The sequence below is a fragment of the Pseudomonas linyingensis genome, from assembly GCF_900109175.1.
GTDB lineage: Bacteria > Pseudomonadota > Gammaproteobacteria > Pseudomonadales > Pseudomonadaceae > Geopseudomonas > Geopseudomonas linyingensis.
Window position 1 is genome coordinate 253,039 of record NZ_FNZE01000005.1, and the last position, 18,947, is coordinate 271,985.

The following is an 18,947-nucleotide window of genomic DNA, read 5'->3' on the forward strand; positions in this document are numbered from 1 at the left end:
TTTTCCTTGTTCGATCATTCGGGCAGGAACGGCAGCGGCTGGCGACTAGCCTCGATCAGCGCGAGGCGATGGTCGGCTTCCGGCAGCAGGTAGGCGAAGAAGAACGCCGCCGACTCCAGTTTGGTGGCGTAGAAAAGGTCCGCCTCGCGGCCCTGGCACAGGCGCGCACTGCGCGTCCAGGCGAAGGCCAGGGCGACCAGGCCGAGCAGGCGCAGGAAGTCGCCCGCCGCCCGGTAGGGCCGCTCCGGGTCCTGCGCTGCGGCGTCGACCAGCTGCTCGACGACGGTCGCCAGGCGGTCGCTGTACTGCCCCAGCGCCGCGCCGAAGTCGCGGCAGCCGGGAATGGCCGCCGCGGTCCGGGCCTCCTCGTGGAACTGCTCCAGCAGGCCGCGCAGAGCGGCACCGCCGTCGCCGAGCACCTTGCGCAGCAGCAGGTCGTTGGCCTGAATCTCGTTGCTGCCCTCGTAGATCATCGCGATGCGGCTGTCGCGCAGAATCTGCTCGATGGCGTAGTCCTGCACGTAGCCGTAGCCGCCGAACACCTGCAGCGCCGAGCTGGCCAGGCGAAAGCCCTGCTCGGTGAAGAACGCCTTGACCAGCGGGGTGAGCAGCTGGGCGCGGCTTTCCGCCTGCGCACGCAGCGCCGGATCGGCGCCCTGCTCGGCCTGGTCGAGCAGGTGCGCCGTCCAGTAGCCGAGGGCGCGCATGCCCTCGGTCAGGGTGCGCAGTTCGAGCAGGGTGCGGCGCATGGCCGGGTGGTAGTGGATCGGGTCGGCCGGTGCCTCGCCGCGCCCTTCCGGACGGCGCACCGCGCGCATCTGGCGGCGCTCGGCGGCGTATTGCGCGGCGTTCTGCCAGGCCGCCTCGGCGTGGCCGAGGCCCTGCAGGCCGACGTGCAGGCGCGCCGAGTTCATCATCACGAACATCGCCGCCAGGCCCCGGTGCGGCTCGCCGAGCAGCCAGCCCTCGGCCTGCTCGAAGCTCAGCGTGCAGGTGGCGCTGCCGCGAATGCCCAGCTTGTGCTCGATGCCGTCGCAGCGCACCGCGTTGTGGCGACCGTCGGGCAGCAGCTTGGGCACCAGGAACAGAGAGATGCCGCGGCTGCCCGGCGGCGCGTCGGGCAGGCGGGCGAGCACCAGATGGAGGATGTTGTCGGTCAGGTCGTGCTCGCCGCCGGAAGCGAAGATCTTGCCGCCGGTGATCCGGTAGCTGCCGTCCGCAGCCGGCTCGGCGCGGGTGCGCAGCAGGCCGACGTCGCTGCCGGCCTGCGGTTCGGTCAGGCACATGGTCGGCAGGATCTCGCCGCTGACGATGTCCGCCAGGTAGCGCTCGCGCAGCTCGGGCGTGCCATGGGCGCGCAGGCACTCGTAGGCGCCGTGGGCGATGCCGGGGTACATCGCCCAGGCATGGTTGGTCGAGTAGATCATCTCCAGCAGCGCGGCGTTGAGCAGCTGCGGCAGGCCCTGGCCGCCGTCCGCCTCGGCGCAGGCCAGCGCCGCCCAGCCGCCGTCGACGAATGCGCGGTAGGCGGCCGGGAAGCCGTCCGGGGTGGTCACCCGGCCGTTGTCGAAGCGGCAGCCCTGGCGGTCGCCGGAGGCGTTGAGCGGCGCCAGCACGCCGCCAGCGAAGCGTCCCGCTTCCTCGACCACCTGCGCAGCCAGCTCGCCGTCCAGGGCGGCGAAGGCCGGCATCCGTTGCCAGTCGGCCGGCGCGGCCAGCCATTCCTCGATGACGAAGCGCATGTCGCGCAGCGGTGCCTGGTAGTGCCACATGGGATAACTCTCCAATGAATGCTCGGGGTGATCTCGGGGCGATGCCCTCTTCAGACCCGGTAGTCCGGGTTCTCGATCAGTACGGCCATGCCCTGGCCGCCGCCGATGCAGGCCGCGGCGACGCCGTAGCGCAGGTTGGCAGCGCGCAGCTGGCGCGCCAGGGTCAGGGCCAGGCGCAGGCCGGTGGCGGCCAGCGGATGGCCGAGGGCGATGGCGCCACCGTGGACGTTCAGCCGCGCCGCGTCGATCTCCAGCTCGCGCTGCACGGCGAGGATCTGCGCGCCCTGGGCCTCGTTGATCTCGAAGCGGCCGATGTCCGCCAGGCTCAGCCCGCTGCGTTCGAGCAGCAGGCGGATGGCCGGCACCGGGCCGCAGCCCATCAGCTCCGGGGCGACGCCGCAGGCAGTGGCCGCGCGCAGCCAGGCCAGCGGCCGCGCGCCGGGAAAATCGCGGCTTGAGCCGACCAGCGCGGCGGCGGCGCCGTCGACCACCGCGCAGCTGTTGCCGGCGGTCTGCACGCCGCCGGCATGCACGGGGCGCAAGCGCTGCAGGGCCTCGAACGACGAGGCGCGCACATGGCTGTCGCGCGCCACGCACTCAACACCGCGCGGCAGCTCGAGGCTGCGCTCGCAGCCGCCGGCGAGGGCGAAGCGCGCGCGTTCGAGCGCCAGGATCTCGCCGGCGAACCAGCCGGCCTCTTCGGCCGCCACCGCGCGGGCGAAGCTCTGTGCGGCGAAGCGGTCGACCTCCTCGCGCGTGAGGCCGTGGCGGCGGGCGAGGTTTTCCGCGGTCTGCAGCATGTCGATGCCGGCCGCCGGGTCGAACAGCGCCTCCCAGAGGAAGTCCTTGAACTCCACCGGCGCGCCGAGGCGGAAGCCGTCGCGATGGGTGTAGGCGGCGATGGGGTTGCGCGACATCGACTCGCTGGCTGCGCACAGCACGAGCCCCGCGCTGCCATGCTCGATCTGCTCGCCGGCCTGGCGGAGGATCTCGAAGCCGGTGCCGCAGATGCGCTGCACCGCCAGCGCCGGCGCCGCCTGTGGCACGCCGCTGTACAGGCCGATGTGGCGCGGCAGGAAATAGGCGTCGAAGCTGGCCTGGGCCATCGACCCGGCGATCACCGAATCCACCGCCACCGCGTCGATGCCGCTGCGCACGAACAGCCCGCGGGCCACCGCGATGCCCAGGTCGATGGGCGACATCTGCGCCAGCGCACCGCCGAGGTCGACCCAGGGGGTGCGCACGGCATCCACCAGGCAGACCTCGTCGAAGGCCGAATACAGCCCGGCCGCGCGACTCATGCGAGCACCCGCCCGGCATCCTCGCCAGCGTACAGGGCGTCGATTTGCGCCGCGCGGAACTGCAGCACCGCGCGCTGGTTGATCGAGCCCTTGTCGGTCACTTCGCCGCGGTCGATGCACGGCGGCTCGGCGAGCAGGCAGGCCCAGGCCAGCCGGCTGGCGTTGCCGGTCGCCGTGCGATTGAGCTCGCCCAGCAGATTCCGCAGCCAGTCGCGCACCGCCGGCGCCGCCAGCACCTCGGCGGCCGGTGCCGATTCGGGCAGACCAGCCAGGGCGCGGCACTCGGGCAAACGCGGGAAGATCAGCAGGCCGATCTCGGGACGGTTCGGCGCGGTCACCACCACGTCCTGGATGTAGGGCGCGCCGGCCAGGATGATGCGGGTGCGCAGCGGCCCGACGCTGACGAAAACGCCGGACGACAGCTTGAAGTCCTCGGCAATCCGCCCGTCGAACAGCAAGCCCAGTTCGGGGCGCTCGGGATCGACCAGCTTGAGGGCGTCGCCGGAGCGGTAGTAGCCCTCCTCGTCGAAGGCCGCGGCGGTGAGCTCCGGCTCGCGCCAGTAGCCGGTCATCACGTGCGGGCCGCGGAAGCGCGCCTCCAGCTTGCCGTCCACCGGCACCAGCTTGACCTCGCAGCCCGGCGCCGGCAGGCCGACGTAGCCGGCCATGTCCACCGGCCCGGTGCTGAAGGTGCAGGACGGCGCGGTCTCGGTCATGCCGAGGCCGGCCATCATGCGGATGCGCTCGCCGCAGTGCGCCTCGGCGACCCGGTCCAGGCGCTCGCGCACCGACTGCGACAGGCCGGCGGCGGCGAAGAAGAACAGCTTGACCCTGGCGAAGAAGCGCTCGCGCAGCGCGGCGTCGCGCTCCAGCGCCCCGACCAGCTCCTCCCAGCCCTTGGGCACGGTCAGGTAGGCGGTCGGCGAGATCTCCTGCAGGTTGCGCAGGGTCTCGGCGAAGCCCTGCGGGGTCGGCTTGCCGTCGTCGATGTACAGGGTGCCGCCGTTGTAGAGGGCGATGCCGACGTTGTGGCTGCCGCCGAAGGTGTGGTTCCACGGCAGCCAGTCGACCAGCACCGGCGGCTCCTCGCCGAACACCGGAAAGGTCTGCAGCAACATCTGCTGGTTGGCGCAGAGCATGCGCTGGGTGGTCGGCACTGCCTTGGGCAGCTTGGTCGAACCCGAGGTGAAGAGGAACTTGGCGATGCTGTCCGGCCCCACCCGCGCGCAGGCGGCGTCCGCCTCACCGGTGGCGGTCGGCTGCTCCAGGTCGGCGAACAGCCGGCACGACCAGCCGTCCAGCTCGCCCTCGCTGAACAGCAGCGGCACGGCGCGGGGAATGGTGGTCTCGATGGCGCGCGCATAGCTCGCGCTGTGCGAGGCGAACACCAGGCCGGGCTGCAGCAGGTCGACGATGTGGCGCAGCTTGGCCAGATCCTGGGACAGCGTCGAATAGGCCGGCGACACCGGGCAGTAGGGAATCCCCGCGTACAGGCAGGCGAAGGCCAGTTTCAGGTGGTCCAACCCGTTGCCGGAGAGGATCAGCAGCGGGCGCTCGGCGCTCAGGCCGTAGTCCAGCAGGTGCTGGGCCATGGTCCGCGCGCTGGCCAGCATCTGCGCGTAGCTGAGGCGTTGCCACTCGCCGTCGCTGCCGCGGCGGGCGACCAGGATCTGCTCCGGGGTCAGCCGCGCCCAGTGCAGCAGGCGGTCGAGCAGGCGCGACGGCAGGGGCTCGAGCGCCTCGAGGGGACGCATGTAGAAAACGCCGTTGACCTCCTCGAAGGTGACCCCCGGCTGGCCGATCGTCACCGGACGCCACGCCGGCGCCTGCGGCGAAGGGAAAAGGGACTCGCAAGCCTTGCTGTTCATTCGCTTTCCTCCAGCAAGGCACCGCCGCACGCTCGGGGGCACGGAAGCGCCTGCATTGGCGGGCCGGTCGACGCCGGCCCTGTGTTGTTCTTGTTGTGCCGCAAGATCGCCAGCCCACCCATGGCCGCAGGCCGGCCAGGGGGGGTGTTCACTCAGATCGGGTAATGGCGAGGCCCGTTCTGCAGGGTAACCCAGCGCAGCTGGGTGAAATGCTCGACCGATGCACGGGCGCCGAAGCTGCCGTAGCCGCTGGATTTGACGCCGCCGAAGGGCATCTGCGGTTCATCCTGCACGGTCGGCCCGTTGATGTGGCAGATCCCCGACTCGATGCGCTGCGCCAGCGCCAGGGCGCGGGAGACGTCGCGGCTAAAGATCGCCGCGGACAGGCCGAATTCGGAATCGTTGGCCAGGCGCAGCAGCTCCTCGTCGCCCTCGGCGCGCAGCACCACGGCCACCGGGCCGAAGGATTCCTCGCGATACAGGCGCATGTCCTCGGTGACGCCGTCGAGCAGGGTGGCCTGCATCAGGCTGCCGTCGCTGTGGCCGCCGCAGAGCAGCTTCGCGCCCATGGCCAGGGCGTCGTCGACCAGTCCCTGGATGCGCCGGGCAGCGCCGGCGTCGATCAGCGAACCGAGCACCGACTCGGGGCTGGTCGGATCGCCGACCCGCAGCGACGCGGCCTTCTTCGCCAGCTTCTCGACGAAAGCGTCGGCCACCTTGGCATCGACGATCAGCCGCTCGGTGGACATGCAGATCTGCCCCTGGTTGAAGAAGGCGCCGAAGGCCGCCGCCGCCACCGCGGCGTCCAGGTCGGCGTCGTCGAGCACCAGGAACGGTGCCTTGCCGCCCAGTTCGAGCACCGCCGGCTTGAGATGACGCGCCGCCAGTTCGCCGACAATCCGCCCGACGTGGGTCGAGCCGGTGAAGTTGACCCGCCGCACCGCCGGGTTGGCGATCAGCCGCTCGACGATGGCCGGGGCATCCTCCGGCGCGTTGCTGACCACGTTGACCACTCCGTCGCCCAGGCCGGCGTCTTGCAGCACCTGGCCGAGCAGCTGGTGCACGGCCGGGCTGTTTTCCGAGGACTTGAGCACCACGGTATTGCCGCAGGCCAGCGGCATGGCGATGGCGCGGGCGGCGAGGATGATCGGCGCGTTCCACGGCGCGATGCCCAGCACCACGCCGCAGGGCTGGCGCAGCGCCATGGCGAAGCTGCCGGGGGTGTCGGAAGGGATGACCTCGCCAGTGATCTGCGTGGTCATGGCCGCGGCTTCGCGCAGCACGCCGGCGGCCAGGTGCACGTTGAAGCCGTACCAGTTGGCCATCGCGCCGGTTTCCGCGGCGAGGCCGACGAACTCGGCGGCACGGCTTTCCAGCAGCTCGGCGGCGCGCTGCAGGCGGCTGCGGCGCTCGTTCGGGGGCAGCGCGGCCCAGGCCGGGAACGCCTGTTGGGCGGCTTCCACCGCCGCATCGGCATCTTCCAGTGTGGCCGCGGCGACCCGTGAGACCACCGCCCCGCTCAGCGGATTGCAGCGCACGAAGGTCCTGCCGTCGCTAGCCGCCCTGGCCAGCCCACCGATCAGCAATGGCACGTCAAGCATGGGTGAGTCCTCGATCTTGTGATTGTTCTGTTCATGCCCGCTCGGGGCCCATCCGGGCGGGGGACGGCCCCCCGCCTTGATGCCTCAGCGCTTGTAGGCCTGCAGCCCCGGCTTGATGCTCTTCTCGTCGAGGAACTGCTTCATGCCCTCCTCGCGGCCGCCCTCTTCGTCGAGCAGGCGCGACTGGTCGAGCTTGGCGTACAGGTAGTCCTCGTTCTGCTCCCAGGTCAGCTCGCGGCAACGCTTGAAGCCGTTCTTCGCCGCACGCAGCACCACCGGATTCTTGTCCAGCAGGTCCTGGCAGAGGGTGATCACCGTCTCGCGCAGCTGCTCCAGCGGCACGCTCTGGTTGACCAGGCCCATTTCCGCCGCCTTGCGGCCGTCGAAGGTCTTGCCGGTCATGATGTAGTAGAGCGACTGGCGATGACCGACGGTATCGGCCATGGCCTTGCTGACCAGGTTGCCCGGCGGGATGCCCCAGTTGATCTCCGAGAGGCCGAAGGTCGCCTCGTCGGCACAGATGGCCAGGTCGCAAGCCACCAGCGGGCTGAAGCCGCCGCCAAAGCACCAACCGTTGACCATGGCGATGGTCGGCTTGCTGTACATACGCAGCATCTTCCACTGCCATTCGGAGGCCTCGCGGCGAATCTTCTCCTGGAGGATTTCCGGGCCGGCGTCGACTTCGCGGAAGTACTCCTTGAGATCCATGCCGGCGGTCCAGGCCGAACCGGCGCCGGTCAGCACCAGCACCTTGGCCTCGGCGTCCTGCTCCACGACTTCCAGCACGTCGCGCATTTCGCGGTTGAGCGTCGGGCTCATGGCGTTGCGCTTTTCCGGACGGTTCAGGGTGACCCAGGCGATGCCGCCATCCACTTCCACGGTCACGGTCTTCCAGCGGCCTTCGTACTTGCTCATGTCGGATTACCTTCGAGTTGTTGTTGGTGTGTGGTCTAAATTAGCGCCAGATAATTAGTTATGTCAATTAATTAGTTTGCGTTTTTTGGGAGCCGGGAACTACCAGAGCTTCCAGGTGTATTCGACGTTGACGCGCGTCTCGTTGTCGTCGCGGAACGAGGCGTTGGGCGCGAAGCTGTTCTGGTAGCGCGCGTTGCGCACGCGCAGCGCCATGCCCTTGGCGGGGCCCGACTGGATCACGTAGGCCAGCTCCAGATCCCGCTCACTCTCGCTGCGCCCGCTGCCGCCGAGACGCTCCGGCAGCTCGATGTGGGTGCCTTTCATGAAGCGCACCATGGCGCTCAGGCCCGGTACGCCGAGGGCGGCGAAGTCGTAGTCGTAGCGGACGTTCCAGTAGTGCTCGTCCGCATTGAGGAATTCGGAGCTGAGCGCAGCCTCGGACATCAGATGCGGCTCCGAGCCGGCGATGTAGGGCATGGAGGTGTCACCGCTGAGCAGGAAGCCCCCCACCGTCAGGCGATGCCCGCCCAGCTTGTAGCCGAAGGCCAGCCCGACGTTCTGGTTGTCGACCTCGCCCGCCTTGCCGGCGCCCTCCTCGCCGCTGACGAAGTAGCGAAAGTCGGTCTTGAACTCGCCCGGTCCCAGCTTGAACTGGTGGATCGCGCCCAGGTAGTTCTGCTGGTATATCTCGTCCAATCGGGCGTGGTAGTAGCTCAGGGTCAGGCCGGGCAGCACCGCATAGTCGCCGCCGAGGAAGAGGAACTGGTCGGACTCCGCCGCGCCATTGAAGCGGCCATTGGGCGCGGCGACGGTGATCTTCTGGTAGTCGGTGGAATCGCGCTGGTTCAGCCTGTCCAGATAGCCGGCGTGCAGGCTCAGGCCCTCTATGTCCTGGGAGCGCAGGTAGCCGCCACGGAAGGTCTGCCAGAGCAGCCGGGACGGGCTGCTGATCAGAATCGGCAGACGCGGCGTCACGGTGCCGACATGCAACTCGCTCTGCGCGTAACGCAGCTTGCCGGTCAGCCCCAGTTCGGAATACTCATCCGGCGCCTTGCCGCTGCTGCGCTCGACTGGCAACAAGCCGGTGCCGGCCCGGTCGGACGAAGAGTCGAGCTTGACGCCCAGCATCCCCTGCAGGTCCAGGCCGAATCCCACCGGCCCCTCGGTGAAGCCCGACTTGACGTTGAGAATGAAGCCCTGCGCCCATTCGCGGCGCGCGGAAATGTTGCTCTCGCCCTTGTAGTCGCGGTCGAAGTAGTAGTTGCGCAGGGTCAGACTGCCCTGGCTGTCTTCGGCGAAACCTGACGCCTGCGCCTGCACGCCGTGGACCAGCAGCAATGCCGTTGCGCCAGCCGCGACCCGTTTTGCATCGAGCATCTCGATCACCTCATATTGTTCTTGTTGTCTGCCGCCGCCGCACGAGCGGGCCTTGCCGCTCCGACTGGAGCGGCGACATCGAAAAGGAGAAGGGAAAACAGCGAGATGGGCGGGCCGCCCAGACGGTGGCCCGCCACCCGGATCAGGCCGTCACGGCCTCGGCGCGGCGCTGGCCGAGCAGGTAGAACACTGCACCCGCAGCCACCACGATGCCGGGAGCGGAAGCCAGCAGCAGGCCGGCTGCGCCGGTGCCCATCGCCAGCATCTGCCCGGCCACCAGCGGCCCGCTCATCGCCCCCAGGCGGCCGACCGCCACGGCGGAACCGACCCCGGTGCCACGCACCTCGGTCGGATAGAACAGCGGTGCCAATGCATAGAGCACCAACTGCCCGCCGATGGCGAAGAAGCCGGCGGCGAAACCGGCCAGCATCATGCTCTCGAAACTGCTGGACATGCCCAGTCCGGCGAGCGCCGCGAGGATGCCGGCGTAGGTCAGCGCCACCAGCCCCAGCGGACGCCAGCGATCGAGCAGCAGCCCCATCAACAAGGAACCGATCCCACCGCCGATGTTGAACAGGATCTGCACGATGCCGGCCTGCGGACGGCTGAAGCCTTGACCGACCAGCAGCGACGGCAGCCAGTTGAGCAGCATGTAGACCACCATCAGGGTGAAGAAGTAGCTGACCCACAGCAGCAGCGTCGGCATGGCCGCGCCATTGCTGAACAGGCAATTCCAGAGCGACGCGCGTGCTGCCAGCGGACTTGCGGCCTGCCTGCCCTGGTGCTTGCGGAAAGCGGAAGACTCGGCCAGGAACAGCCACAGGATGGGCACCAGCAGCAGCGGCGCGATCCCGCCCACATAGAAAACCACTTTCCAGCCGCCACTGAAGCCAGCCATGTTGACCAGCGCAGCCAATGCACCACCCAACGGCACACCGCAATACATCACGCTGACGGCAGTACCCCGAGAGCGGATGTCGGCCGCTTCAGCGGACAGGGCGATCAGGTTGGGCAGTGCCGCCCCCAGCCCCAGCCCGGTCAGGAAACGCGCCGCCAGCAGGCTGTTCAGGTCCCACGCATGGGCGGTGGCAATGGAAAACAGCCCGAACAGGATCACCGCGCCGATCAGTACCAGCTTGCGACCGACCCGGTCGGCCAGCCAGCCGCCCCCCAGCGCGCCCGGCAACAGGCCGAGGATGCTGGCACTGAACACGGCCCCCATCATGCTCGGACTCAGCGCGAAGGCGGCGGCCATACCCGGCGCGGCAATGCCCACCGACTGCAGGTCCATGCCTTCCAGGATGGCGACGAAAAAACACAACGCGATAGTCACGTAGGAGCTACCGCCCACTTTCTCTGCCTTGGTCATCAATATTCACCTCTGCAAAATCCGGCCAAACGCTCACGCCCAACCACCAGTCGTGGCCGAACCCAATCGTTCAGGATGCAACTGGCCATAGCGCCAGCACGGGGATACCAGCCGCAGCTTTCTAGAACCTGAGAGCGGGGGCGCCAGGGGCAAAAATCGAGGAGCGCAATAGCGGAAAGTCGCGCAAGCGCGGGACATCAGGAGGACAGCGGAGCAGTCGAGCGGAAATCATCATGCACATCCCTTTCTTATCAAATTGTTAGTGGAATCCACCATAAGATTAGTTTTGTTAACTAATCCAGGTGGAGCTTTTCTAACAATCTGCCAATCGTGACTCAACGCAAAAAATGCTATCAGCACAAACAGGTTAATTTGCTTAACTAATCACCAGCATAGCGATTCGCCTCGACGGAGCCAGGCAAGACCAGCGGCCATGCGGCCGGCGAATGGCCAGCCCTGCGCTTCACCACAGCCTGCAGCAGCGGGTAGTCCCGGTCAGAGCGCGCGATAATCGAACATATATGTGGCCAGCCGGGGCGCACAGGCCTTGCCGGGGCGTCCTCCGGAGAGCCGGCAGCGTGGCAGGGAACCAGATTTTGGTGGATTTTTTCGTCATGACGCTGAAAAATGATTAACAACACAAATCAATTTAGATAACGAGAGTACCCATGGCGAGCAAGCGGAGCAGCAACCAGGCAGTCGACCTCGACATTGCCGAGCCCCAGCCCGACAACGCGCTGGACAGCTCCCTCGATGGCTTCATCGGCTATGCCATGCGCCATGCGCAGATCAAGGTGTTCCAGCACCTGGTCAACAAGCTCGGCACCTACGACTTGCGGCCCGCCCAGTTCACCGCGCTGGCCATCATCGGCGACAACCCGGGCCTGATGCAGGTCGACCTGGCCCGCACCCTGGCCATCGAGCCCCCGCAGGCGGTGACCCTGCTGAACAAGCTGGAAGCTCGCGGACTGGCGGTGCGCGTGCGCTGCAAGCCTGACAAGCGCTCGTACGGCATCTTCCTGAGCAAGGCGGGAGAGGCGCTTCTCGAACAACTCAAGGGCATGGTGCTGGAAAGCGACCTAGAGGCCACCGCCGCGCTGAGCGAAGACGAGCGCCAGCAACTGCTGGCGCTGCTGCAGAAGGTCTATCGATAAGCACGGAAGACCACGCATTGTCCGGGCTGACCTGACTGGGTAGTGACGGAGCACTCATGAACCCCCACAGAAAAGCCGGCAGGCACCTGATCGGGTGCCTGCCGGCCATCGAGCGCAGCTGGATCGCTGGCAACCGCAGTGAGCTGGCCGCTTACTCGACCGACTCGTAAGGCAGGCCGACATAGTTCTCGGCGATGGTCTGCCGGGCCGCCAGGGTGCTCAGGTAGTACTCGCGCTCGGTCTGCTGGATGCGCTGATCGAACCCTTCCTGTTCCGGGAACTCGTGCAGCAGCTGGGTCATCCACCAGGAAAAGCGCTCGGCCTTCCAGATCCGCCGCAGGCAGATGGGCGAATACTTCTCCAGCAGGTCGGTACGCCCCTCGCGATAGACCCTGACCAGGATGCGGTACAGCGTGCTGACGTCGCTCGCCGCCAGGTTGAGCCCCTTGGCGCCGGTCGGCGGCACGATGTGCGCGGCATCGCCGACCAGGAACAGCTTGCCGTACTGCATCGGCTCGACCACGAAGCTGCGCAGGGGTGCGATGCTTTTCTCCAGCGAAGGCCCGGTGACCAGCTGGGCGGCCGTCTCGGCCGGCAGGCGGTTCCTGAGTTCGCTCCAGAAGCGCTCGTCGGACCAGTCCTCGACCTTGTCGGCCAACGGCACTTGCAGGTAGTAGCGACTGCGGGTTGCCGAACGCTGGCTGCACAGAACGAAGCCGCGCGGGTGCTGCGCGTAGATCAGCTCCTCGCTGACCGGCGGGGTATCCGACAACAGGCCCAGCCAGCCAAACGGGTAGACGCGCTCGAAATTCTTCAGGATTTCGGCGGGAATCGACTGCCGCGACACCCCGTGGAAACCATCGCAACCGGCAATGAAGTCGCAGTCGACGCGCACCAGCTCGCCCTGCTTCTCGAAGGTCAGCCAGGGCTTGTCGCCTTTCAGGTCATGCAGCTGCACATTGGCAGCTTCATAGATGATGGGCGCGCCGCTGGCCTTGCGCGCCTCCATCAGGTCGCGGGTCACCTCGGTCTGGCCATACACCATCACGGTGCTGCCGCCGGTCAGCGCCTTGAGGTCGATGCGCTCGCAACGACCATCGAAGACCATTTCGAAACCTTCGTGGACCAGACCTTCGCGATCCATGCGCGCGGCCACCCCCGCTTCGCGCAGCAGATCGACCATGCCCTGCTCGAGCACCCCAGCACGAATGCGGCCGAGGACGTAATCCGGCGTCTGCCGCTCGATAATCAAGGTGTCGATGCCGGCATTGTGCAGCAGTTGACCCAGCAGGAGCCCGGACGGCCCGGCGCCCACGATAGCGACTTGTGTCTTCATTGTTATTGTCCTGGTTGAGGCGAAAGTGCAGGCTGTGCCGCAGTGGCCCAGCGCTGCTGACGCCTGCATTTTTGGGCAAATTTGCTGGCATAAAAATGCACTTCAGGATAATAAAAAAGGACTTTTGGAAACTTCAGCCGATTACCGAACGAAGAGGAGAAAACCCGCCCATGCAGGCGCCAGCAGCAGGTGTTCCCGTGTTCACCCTCTATGGCGCCGAGCTGTCCTGGCCGACGCCCGACCTCCTGCACTGCGAGTCCATTCCGGAACGCAGCCGCCTGCACAACTGGGAGATTCGCCCGCATCGGCATGGCGATCTTGCCCAGTTGCTGTACCTGAGCCGGGGATCGGCACTGGTGGAAATCGAGGGCACGCAGACGCTGGTCGAGCGGGCCGCGGTCCAGGTGATCCCCCCGCTGGCGATCCACGGTTTTCGCTTCTCCACCGATGTCGACGGCTACATCGTCACCCTGGCCGCCCCGCTGCTGGCCAGCCTGCAGGCGCACCTGGGCAAACAGCAGACGGTGCTGACCCAGCCGGGGCTGTACCCAGTGGGCGACAGCGACCAGCGCCATGTCGACACGCTGTTCACCGCGATTGCCGATGAGTACGCCAGCGCCGCCACTGCACCAGGGCGAGACCTGCTGCTGCAGTCGCTGATCGCCGCACTGGCGGTCTGGCTCTGCCGCCGGCTGTCCACTCCCCCGCCCGGCGAGCACGGCAAGGGGGGCACCCGCGGCGAACGGGCCAGCGAATACATGGCCCGCTTCACCCACCTGCTCGAGACACATTTTCGCGAGCACTGGTCAGTCGACGAGTATGCTCGCCGGCTGGACATTTCGACGGTGCACCTGAATGGCATCTGCCGCCGCCTGCACGGCAATAGCGCCCTGGGGGTACTGCACCAGAGGCTACTACTGGAGGCCAACCGGAACCTGATCTACACGAGCCTGACGGTGAACCAGATTTCCGAGCTGCTCGGCTTCAGCGAGCCGGCCTACTTCACCCGCTTCTTCAAGCGCCTGAGCGGCATGACTCCCAGCGCCTTTCGCCGGAGCAATGGCCAGCAGTGAGTCACGCATGTCCCCGACCGGCCGCACGCTGGCCTGATCGCCGCTGCGGAAACTGACAAGCCAGGCATCCAGCTACTCCACGGCTGCGCCCCGCTCGCCAGCCACCTCGCGCAGCACCGCGCAGAACCACTGCGCCGCCAGCGGCAGCGGCCGCGCGCTGCTGGTGCAGATGCCGATGGAGCCGCCCGGCTCGCGGATGCCCAGGGCCAGCTCGGCGAGCACGCCGGCGGCCAGGTCGTGGCGCACCGCGTCCTGGGGCGCCACCCAGATCGCCTGGCTGTCCAGCACGTAGCGGCGACCGAGGGCGATGGACAGGGTTTCCAGACGCTGCGCGGCCGGCGGGATGCCCCACTGCACGAACAGGCTGTCGGCGTACTTGCGGATGGTGGTGCCGGCCGGCGGCAGCACCAGCGGGTAGTCGGCCAGCTGCGCGAGCGCACCCTTGCCGAGCGCCAGCAGCGGATGGCCGGCACGCACTACCAGGGTCATCGACTCGCTGTACAGGTGCTCGAAGATCAGGCCCTGGATCTCCGGGCTGTCGGTCATCCGCCCGACCACCAGGTCCAGCTCGCCGACCTTGAGCTGGGCCAGCAGCTGGGCGCTGGAGCCGCCGGCGACCTGGATCACCAGCGCACCGTGACGGGCGTGCAGGCGGGCGATGGTTTCGGGCAGCAGCCGGCTTTCCACCGTCGACAGCGCCCCGACGCGCACCTCACCGCCCTGCAGTTCGCTGCCGCGCACCACGCTCACGCCGTCGCGCAGGGCCTGCACGCAGGGGCCGGCGTAGCGCAGGAAGGTCTCGCCGGCGGGAGTGAGCATCACCCCGCCCTTGCCGCGCTCGAACAGCGGGTGGCCGAGGATCTCCTCGAGCTCCTTGAGGGTCTTGGAGATCGCCGGCTGGCTCACCGCCAGGCTGTCGGCAGCCCTGGCGAAGCTGCGCTGGCGGGCGATTTCGAGAAAGCAGGTGAGATGGCGGAACTTGATGCGGTTGTCGATGTTCATCGGCGCAAGAGATCGGGGGGTGATGGGGGGCGACTGTGGCACAGCGCGGTGCCCAGCCAAAGCCCACACCGCAAATTTTGCACCGCCCTGCCCTTGCGCTGCCCGCTATTGCCCCACGGCGATGCGCGCGAACGGCGCCTGCGGCGGCCTGAGCAGACTGCCGCAGCAGTACTCCTGCAGGTCGGCCTTGAGTCCTTCGGCCACCGCATACAGCTCGTCGCTGTCGGTCTGCGCGTGCCCCTGGATGATCAGCAGCGCGGAACGGGTGTCCCCATGCACCGCCGTGGCAGCGGACTGCAGGGACTCCATGCGGCTCAGCACCTGGCCGCGACCGTCGAAATAGACGTACTCGCCGGCCGGCAGGATCACCGGGGGGAGATTGTGGCGCATCTGGAAGCGTTCGCCGCCGCGACTCATGCCCAGGGTCACCGGCAGGCGCAGGTGCTTGAGGTCGTGGGCCGAAATCGACAGGCTGCTGTTCAGCGACCACTGGCTGGCCAGGTCGATCAGCGGGGACACGCTGGGCAGGCGGCCACGGGCCTGGTACAGCTCAAGCAGCGCCTGCGGCGAAGGCGGCAAGGCGCCCGGCCGGCGGCCGACCTGCTGGCGCAGGGCGGAGAAACCCTGCTGCAGGATCAGGCAGCGCTCGGCATCGAAGTCGGCGCGCAGTTCATGCAGGCGGTGCTGCAACCCGGCCGAGGCAGTCCGGTTGTTCAGCCCGTGCAGGGTAAAGGCGATGGCCTTGAGGCCAAGGTCGGCCGGTGTATCGAGCCGGAAAACGGGGATCAGCATGGTGCATGCTCCGATGGGGACTGGCGCTGTGACGACACCGAGTGGCCCCGCTCGCGGCAGGCCGTGTCGAGCGGCAGCATCTGCATCTGAACAAGCACTAACCGTGCCATTTATTTTTCCTTTATAAATCAGCGGTCCGCCCAACGCGATGGCCCCGAATCGCGCACCGCGGTGCGACAAAATGCAGCAAGTGTTGCAATGGCTACCAGTCCGCGACGAATGTTGCCGCCCGTGCGGCCTCCCGCGTAAGGTGCCCGGTTAAGGATGCTTTAAGCCTGCCGCGCTAGCTTCACGGCCGATCATGGCCCGCGAACCTGCCCGCTATCCGCCGGTCCTATCAATAATAAGTTCAACACAAGGATTACCCATGCCGTCTGTTGCACCGCGTCGCGCCGACGCCTTCTACTGGCTGCTCACCTGGATGGCCGTGGCCCTGAACCTGGGGCGCTTCTTCGACCTGGCCTCCGCACCGCTGGTACTGCTGTACCAGGTGGTGCTGATCGGCAGCTATGCCCTTCTGTTCATCGCGCCAATCTGGGCGATCAGCCGGCTGGTCGGCCGCTTCGCGAGCAAAACCGGCGCGGTACTGTCCGTGCTGCTGGCCGGCGGCGTACAACTGGCGCTGTATGGTGACCACCTGCTGTGGCAGCTGTACGGTTTCCACCTCAACGGCTTCGTCTGGAACATCCTGACCACGCCGGGCGGCATCGAGGCACTGGGCTCCTCGGCCTCCACCGAGCGCGAGGTGGCCCTGCTCGGCGCCGGCATCTTCGCCCTGCAGGGCGGCCTGCGCCTGCTGGCCCACGGCCTGGCCCGCCTGCGCCTGCCGGCACCGCGCCTGGCCTGGGTGTTGCCGCTGTTCGTGGTCGCCACCCTCGGCGAGCGCATCAGCTATGGGGTCGGCCACTTCTATGGCTACAGCCCGGTGCTGGAAAGCGCCCAACGCGTACCCTTCTACCAGCCGCTGACCATGCGCCGGGTGCTGGAAAAGCAGTTCGGTCTGGAGCGTCCGCAGCGCATGGAAGTCACCAGCGCCGAACTCAAGGGGCAGCTGCGCTACCCGCAGGCGCCGCTGCGCATCGAGGCGCCGGCCAAGCCGCTGAACATCGTCTGGCTGGTCGCCGAATCCTGGCGCGCCGACAGTCTCAACCCGCGGGTGATGCCGCAGACCCACGCCTTCGCCCAGCGCGGGCAGCACTACCTCAGCCACTTCTCCGGCGGCAACGGCACGCGCATCGGCATGTTCAGCCAGTTCTACGGCCTGCCGGCCAACCTGTGGTTCCCGGTGCTGGATGCCCGCGTCGGCAGTCCGCTGATCGACGTGCTGCAGCAGCAGGACTACCAGATCAAGCTGTTCACCAGTGCGCGCTTCAGCTATCCGGAGTTCGACAAGACCCTGTTCGTCAAGGTGCCACCCGAGCAGATGGTCGAGGACGGCGCTGGCGCCTCCTGGGAGCGCGACCGTCGCAACGTCGACAACCTGATCAAGTTCGTCGACCAGCGTGATCCGGCCAAGCCATTCATGACCTTCATGTTCTTCGAGTCGCCGCACGCCAACTACAACTTCCCGCCCGAATCGGTGATCGAGCCGGACTACCTGCCGGACTTCAGCTACGCCAGCATGGATCTCAAGCGCGACATCAAGGGCATCCACAAGCGCTACCTGAACGCCGTGCATCACCTGGACAGCCAGCTGGCACGGGTCACCGAGCACCTGGAGAAGAACGGCCTGCTGGAAAACACCATCGTGGTGATCACCGGCGACCACGGCGAGGAGTTCATGGAAAAGGGCCGCTGGGGCCACAACTCCACCTTCGTCGACGAACAGCTGCGCGTGCCGCTGGCCCTGTGGATTCCCGGCCGCGCGGCGCATCAGGAAAGCCTGCGCACCAGCCACGTCGACCTGCTGCCGACCCTGCTGCCGCTGCTCGGCGTACAGAACCCGAGCCAGGACTACGCCATCGGCCATAGCCTGTTCGCTCCGCAGAAGGACCGCCTGCTGCTGGCCGGCGACTGGGACCGCCTGGCCTTCCTCGGCGAACAGTACAAGCTGGTCCTGCCGTTCACCAGCGGCAGCTTCGTCGGCATGGACGTCAGCCACGCCGACGACCGCCAGGTGGGCAACAGCGCCAAGGTGCTGCAGAGCAAGCTGCCACTGATCCAGGTGGAAATGGGCAGCCTGCGCCGCTTCCTGGCGCACTGAGTACTACCGAGCACGGGCTCCAAGGCGTGGGCGGCCCGCAGCGGCTAGCGCCATCCCGGTACCGGCCGCCGCACAGATCCGTTGTCGCTCTCGCCACCCCTCTTCCACCAGCGGGAGAGGGGTAACCGACCACTACTGTCCCTGCGTGCACTTGCCCAACCTGTCCCAGTACAGGTATCACGCCGAGCCTGATCGGACCTCGGCCAGGCGGCTGGCCAGGAACTCGATCAGCACCCGCACGCGGTGCGGCACGTAGCGGTTGCTCGCCAGTACCGCGTAGATGCCCAGCGGCGGCGGTGCGAATTCCTCGAGCAGGGCCTCCAGCCTGCCTGCCGCGAGATGCTCGCCCACGATGAAGTCCGGATGCATGGTGATCCCCAGGCCCTGCACGGCTGCAGCGGCCAGCACATCGCCGTTGTTGGCCTGCATGCGCCAGAGCAACTGGAAGGCTTGCGGCTGGCCGTCCACCAGAAAGGTCCAGGGGCGGTTGTTGACCTTTGGCGAGTAGCCCAGGCACGCATGCCCGGCGAGTTCGTCGGGATGCCGGGGCCGGCCGTGGCGGGCCAGGTAATCAGGCGACGCGACGGTGATCAGCTGGCTGCTGCCCAGCCGGCGCACGATTGCCCCCGGCTCGGGCTGGGCGGTGATGCGGATCGTCAGGTCGATGCCCTCCTCGATCAGGTTCAGCTGCCGGTCGCTGAAGTCCATCGCCAGCCTGATCTCCGGGTAGGCCTCGGAGAACTCCAGCAGCAGCGGCACCAGCCGGCGCAGACCGTAGGTAAGGGGCAGACTGACGCGCAGCGGGCCGCGCGGGGTCAGACGCTCCTCCATCATCCCGGCCTCGGCCTCCTCCACCAGTTCGAGAATCACCCGGCACTTTTCCAGATAGCTGCTGCCCGCCGAGGTCAGCGACAACCGCCGCGTGCTGCGCACCATCAGCTTGCTGCCCAGATGCTCTTCCAGCGCGGCGATCTGCCGGGTGACCACCGAGCGGTCCACGCCGAGCTGGTTGGCGGCCGCCGATAAGCTGCCCAGCTCGGCGACGCGGACGAACAGTTGCATGGCATCGAGTCGGTTCATTGTTGATTTTCCAGTCAACAGAGAGTTCCTGATTGTCGCCTATTTCGCATCAGTGCAAAGGCTTAAAGTTCACCCATCGCCGCTGCCGGCCCCGCCAGGCAGCC

The 18,947-nt window shown here is 67.4% G+C and carries 14 protein-coding genes; 3 read left to right on the forward strand and 11 right to left on the reverse strand.

What is annotated here, in order from left to right:
- Positions 1–14: 14 nt before the first annotated feature.
- The 7 genes from BMZ19_RS08610 to mhpT all read right to left on the reverse strand — a co-directional run bounded on the left by BMZ19_RS08610 (position 15) and on the right by mhpT (position 10,203).
- Complete coding sequence (locus BMZ19_RS08610) at positions 15–1,772, reverse strand: acyl-CoA dehydrogenase family protein (protein WP_090309811.1); 1,758 nt, start codon at positions 1,770–1,772, stop codon at positions 15–17.
- 50 nt (positions 1,773–1,822) lie between these two features.
- Positions 1,823–3,073, reverse strand: a complete 1,251-nt coding sequence (locus tag BMZ19_RS08615; protein ID WP_090309813.1) for a thiolase family protein — start codon at positions 3,071–3,073, stop codon at positions 1,823–1,825.
- A complete protein-coding gene (locus tag BMZ19_RS08620) occupies positions 3,070–4,941 on the reverse strand; it encodes a feruloyl-CoA synthase (protein ID WP_090309816.1) in 1,872 nt (623 codons plus the stop codon). Before BMZ19_RS08620 ends, BMZ19_RS08615 begins: the two co-directional genes overlap by 4 nt.
- 152 nt (positions 4,942–5,093) lie before the next feature.
- Positions 5,094–6,542: an aldehyde dehydrogenase gene (locus tag BMZ19_RS08625; RefSeq protein ID WP_090309819.1), complete on the reverse strand. Its 1,449-nt coding sequence runs from the start codon at positions 6,540–6,542 to the stop codon at positions 5,094–5,096.
- A gap of 84 nt (positions 6,543–6,626) precedes the next feature.
- Entirely contained in the window at positions 6,627–7,457 is an 831-nt protein-coding gene (locus BMZ19_RS08630; RefSeq protein ID WP_090309822.1) for a p-hydroxycinnamoyl CoA hydratase/lyase, read from the reverse strand.
- Positions 7,458–7,556: 99 nt separating this feature from the next.
- A complete protein-coding gene (locus BMZ19_RS08635; RefSeq protein ID WP_090309921.1) occupies positions 7,557–8,834 on the reverse strand; it encodes an OprD family porin in 1,278 nt (425 codons plus the stop codon).
- A gap of 142 nt (positions 8,835–8,976) precedes the next feature.
- Positions 8,977–10,203 carry a 3-(3-hydroxy-phenyl)propionate transporter MhpT gene (mhpT, locus tag BMZ19_RS08640; RefSeq protein ID WP_090309825.1) on the reverse strand — a complete coding sequence of 409 codons (1,227 nt, stop codon included), beginning with the start codon at positions 10,201–10,203 and terminating at the stop codon, positions 8,977–8,979.
- A 668-nt stretch (positions 10,204–10,871) separates the two neighbouring features.
- Here mhpT and BMZ19_RS08645 point away from each other — a divergent pair.
- Complete coding sequence (locus tag BMZ19_RS08645) at positions 10,872–11,357, forward strand: MarR family winged helix-turn-helix transcriptional regulator (RefSeq protein ID WP_090309828.1); 486 nt, start codon at positions 10,872–10,874, stop codon at positions 11,355–11,357.
- A 151-nt stretch (positions 11,358–11,508) separates the two neighbouring features.
- Here BMZ19_RS08645 and pobA read toward each other — a convergent pair whose 3' ends face one another.
- Positions 11,509–12,693 (reverse strand): 4-hydroxybenzoate 3-monooxygenase, encoded by a 1,185-nt coding sequence (pobA, locus tag BMZ19_RS08650; protein ID WP_090309831.1) that lies wholly within the window; start codon positions 12,691–12,693, stop codon positions 11,509–11,511.
- A gap of 170 nt (positions 12,694–12,863) precedes the next feature.
- Here pobA and BMZ19_RS08655 point away from each other — a divergent pair, with 170 nt between their 5' ends.
- Entirely contained in the window at positions 12,864–13,766 is a 903-nt protein-coding gene (locus BMZ19_RS08655; protein WP_090309833.1) for a helix-turn-helix domain-containing protein, read from the forward strand.
- A 72-nt stretch (positions 13,767–13,838) separates the two neighbouring features.
- Here the strand turns inward: BMZ19_RS08655 and pcaQ are convergent, their stop codons facing one another.
- Together pcaQ and BMZ19_RS08665 are read right to left on the reverse strand one after the other, a co-directional pair.
- Positions 13,839–14,768 carry a pca operon transcription factor PcaQ gene (pcaQ, locus tag BMZ19_RS08660; protein WP_090309836.1) on the reverse strand — a complete coding sequence of 310 codons (930 nt, stop codon included), beginning with the start codon at positions 14,766–14,768 and terminating at the stop codon, positions 13,839–13,841.
- 105 nt (positions 14,769–14,873) lie between these two features.
- Positions 14,874–15,560, reverse strand: a complete 687-nt coding sequence (locus tag BMZ19_RS08665) for a phenylalanine--tRNA ligase beta subunit-related protein (RefSeq protein ID WP_090309839.1) — start codon at positions 15,558–15,560, stop codon at positions 14,874–14,876.
- Positions 15,561–15,927: 367 nt separating this feature from the next.
- On the opposite strand from BMZ19_RS08665, the gene BMZ19_RS08670 reads away from it, so the two are divergent.
- Entirely contained in the window at positions 15,928–17,763 is a 1,836-nt protein-coding gene (locus BMZ19_RS08670) for a sulfatase-like hydrolase/transferase (protein WP_090309842.1), read from the forward strand.
- A gap of 177 nt (positions 17,764–17,940) precedes the next feature.
- Here BMZ19_RS08670 and BMZ19_RS08675 read toward each other — a convergent pair whose 3' ends face one another.
- Entirely contained in the window at positions 17,941–18,843 is a 903-nt protein-coding gene (locus BMZ19_RS08675) for a LysR family transcriptional regulator (protein ID WP_090309846.1), read from the reverse strand.
- Positions 18,844–18,947: the final 104 nt, after the last annotated feature.

What these genes read in the sequence shown, in the direction of transcription:
- BMZ19_RS08610 (WP_090309811.1), bottom strand. Translation starts at nt 1,772, where the DNA reads ATGTGGCACTACCAGGCACCGCTGCGCGACATGCGCTTCGTCATCGAG.
- BMZ19_RS08615 (WP_090309813.1), bottom strand. Translation starts at nt 3,073, where the DNA reads ATGAGTCGCGCGGCCGGGCTGTATTCGGCCTTCGACGAGGTCTGCCTG.
- BMZ19_RS08620 (WP_090309816.1), bottom strand. Translation starts at nt 4,941, where the DNA reads ATGAACAGCAAGGCTTGCGAGTCCCTTTTCCCTTCGCCGCAGGCGCCG.
- BMZ19_RS08625 (WP_090309819.1), bottom strand. Translation starts at nt 6,542, where the DNA reads ATGCTTGACGTGCCATTGCTGATCGGTGGGCTGGCCAGGGCGGCTAGC.
- BMZ19_RS08630 (WP_090309822.1), bottom strand. Translation starts at nt 7,457, where the DNA reads ATGAGCAAGTACGAAGGCCGCTGGAAGACCGTGACCGTGGAAGTGGAT.
- BMZ19_RS08635 (WP_090309921.1), bottom strand. Translation starts at nt 8,834, where the DNA reads ATGCTCGATGCAAAACGGGTCGCGGCTGGCGCAACGGCATTGCTGCTG.
- mhpT (WP_090309825.1), bottom strand. Translation starts at nt 10,203, where the DNA reads ATGACCAAGGCAGAGAAAGTGGGCGGTAGCTCCTACGTGACTATCGCG.
- BMZ19_RS08645 (WP_090309828.1), top strand. Translation starts at nt 10,872, where the DNA reads ATGGCGAGCAAGCGGAGCAGCAACCAGGCAGTCGACCTCGACATTGCC.
- pobA (WP_090309831.1), bottom strand. Translation starts at nt 12,693, where the DNA reads ATGAAGACACAAGTCGCTATCGTGGGCGCCGGGCCGTCCGGGCTCCTG.
- BMZ19_RS08655 (WP_090309833.1), top strand. Translation starts at nt 12,864, where the DNA reads ATGCAGGCGCCAGCAGCAGGTGTTCCCGTGTTCACCCTCTATGGCGCC.
- pcaQ (WP_090309836.1), bottom strand. Translation starts at nt 14,768, where the DNA reads ATGAACATCGACAACCGCATCAAGTTCCGCCATCTCACCTGCTTTCTC.
- BMZ19_RS08665 (WP_090309839.1), bottom strand. Translation starts at nt 15,560, where the DNA reads ATGCTGATCCCCGTTTTCCGGCTCGATACACCGGCCGACCTTGGCCTC.
- BMZ19_RS08670 (WP_090309842.1), top strand. Translation starts at nt 15,928, where the DNA reads ATGCCGTCTGTTGCACCGCGTCGCGCCGACGCCTTCTACTGGCTGCTC.
- BMZ19_RS08675 (WP_090309846.1), bottom strand. Translation starts at nt 18,843, where the DNA reads ATGAACCGACTCGATGCCATGCAACTGTTCGTCCGCGTCGCCGAGCTG.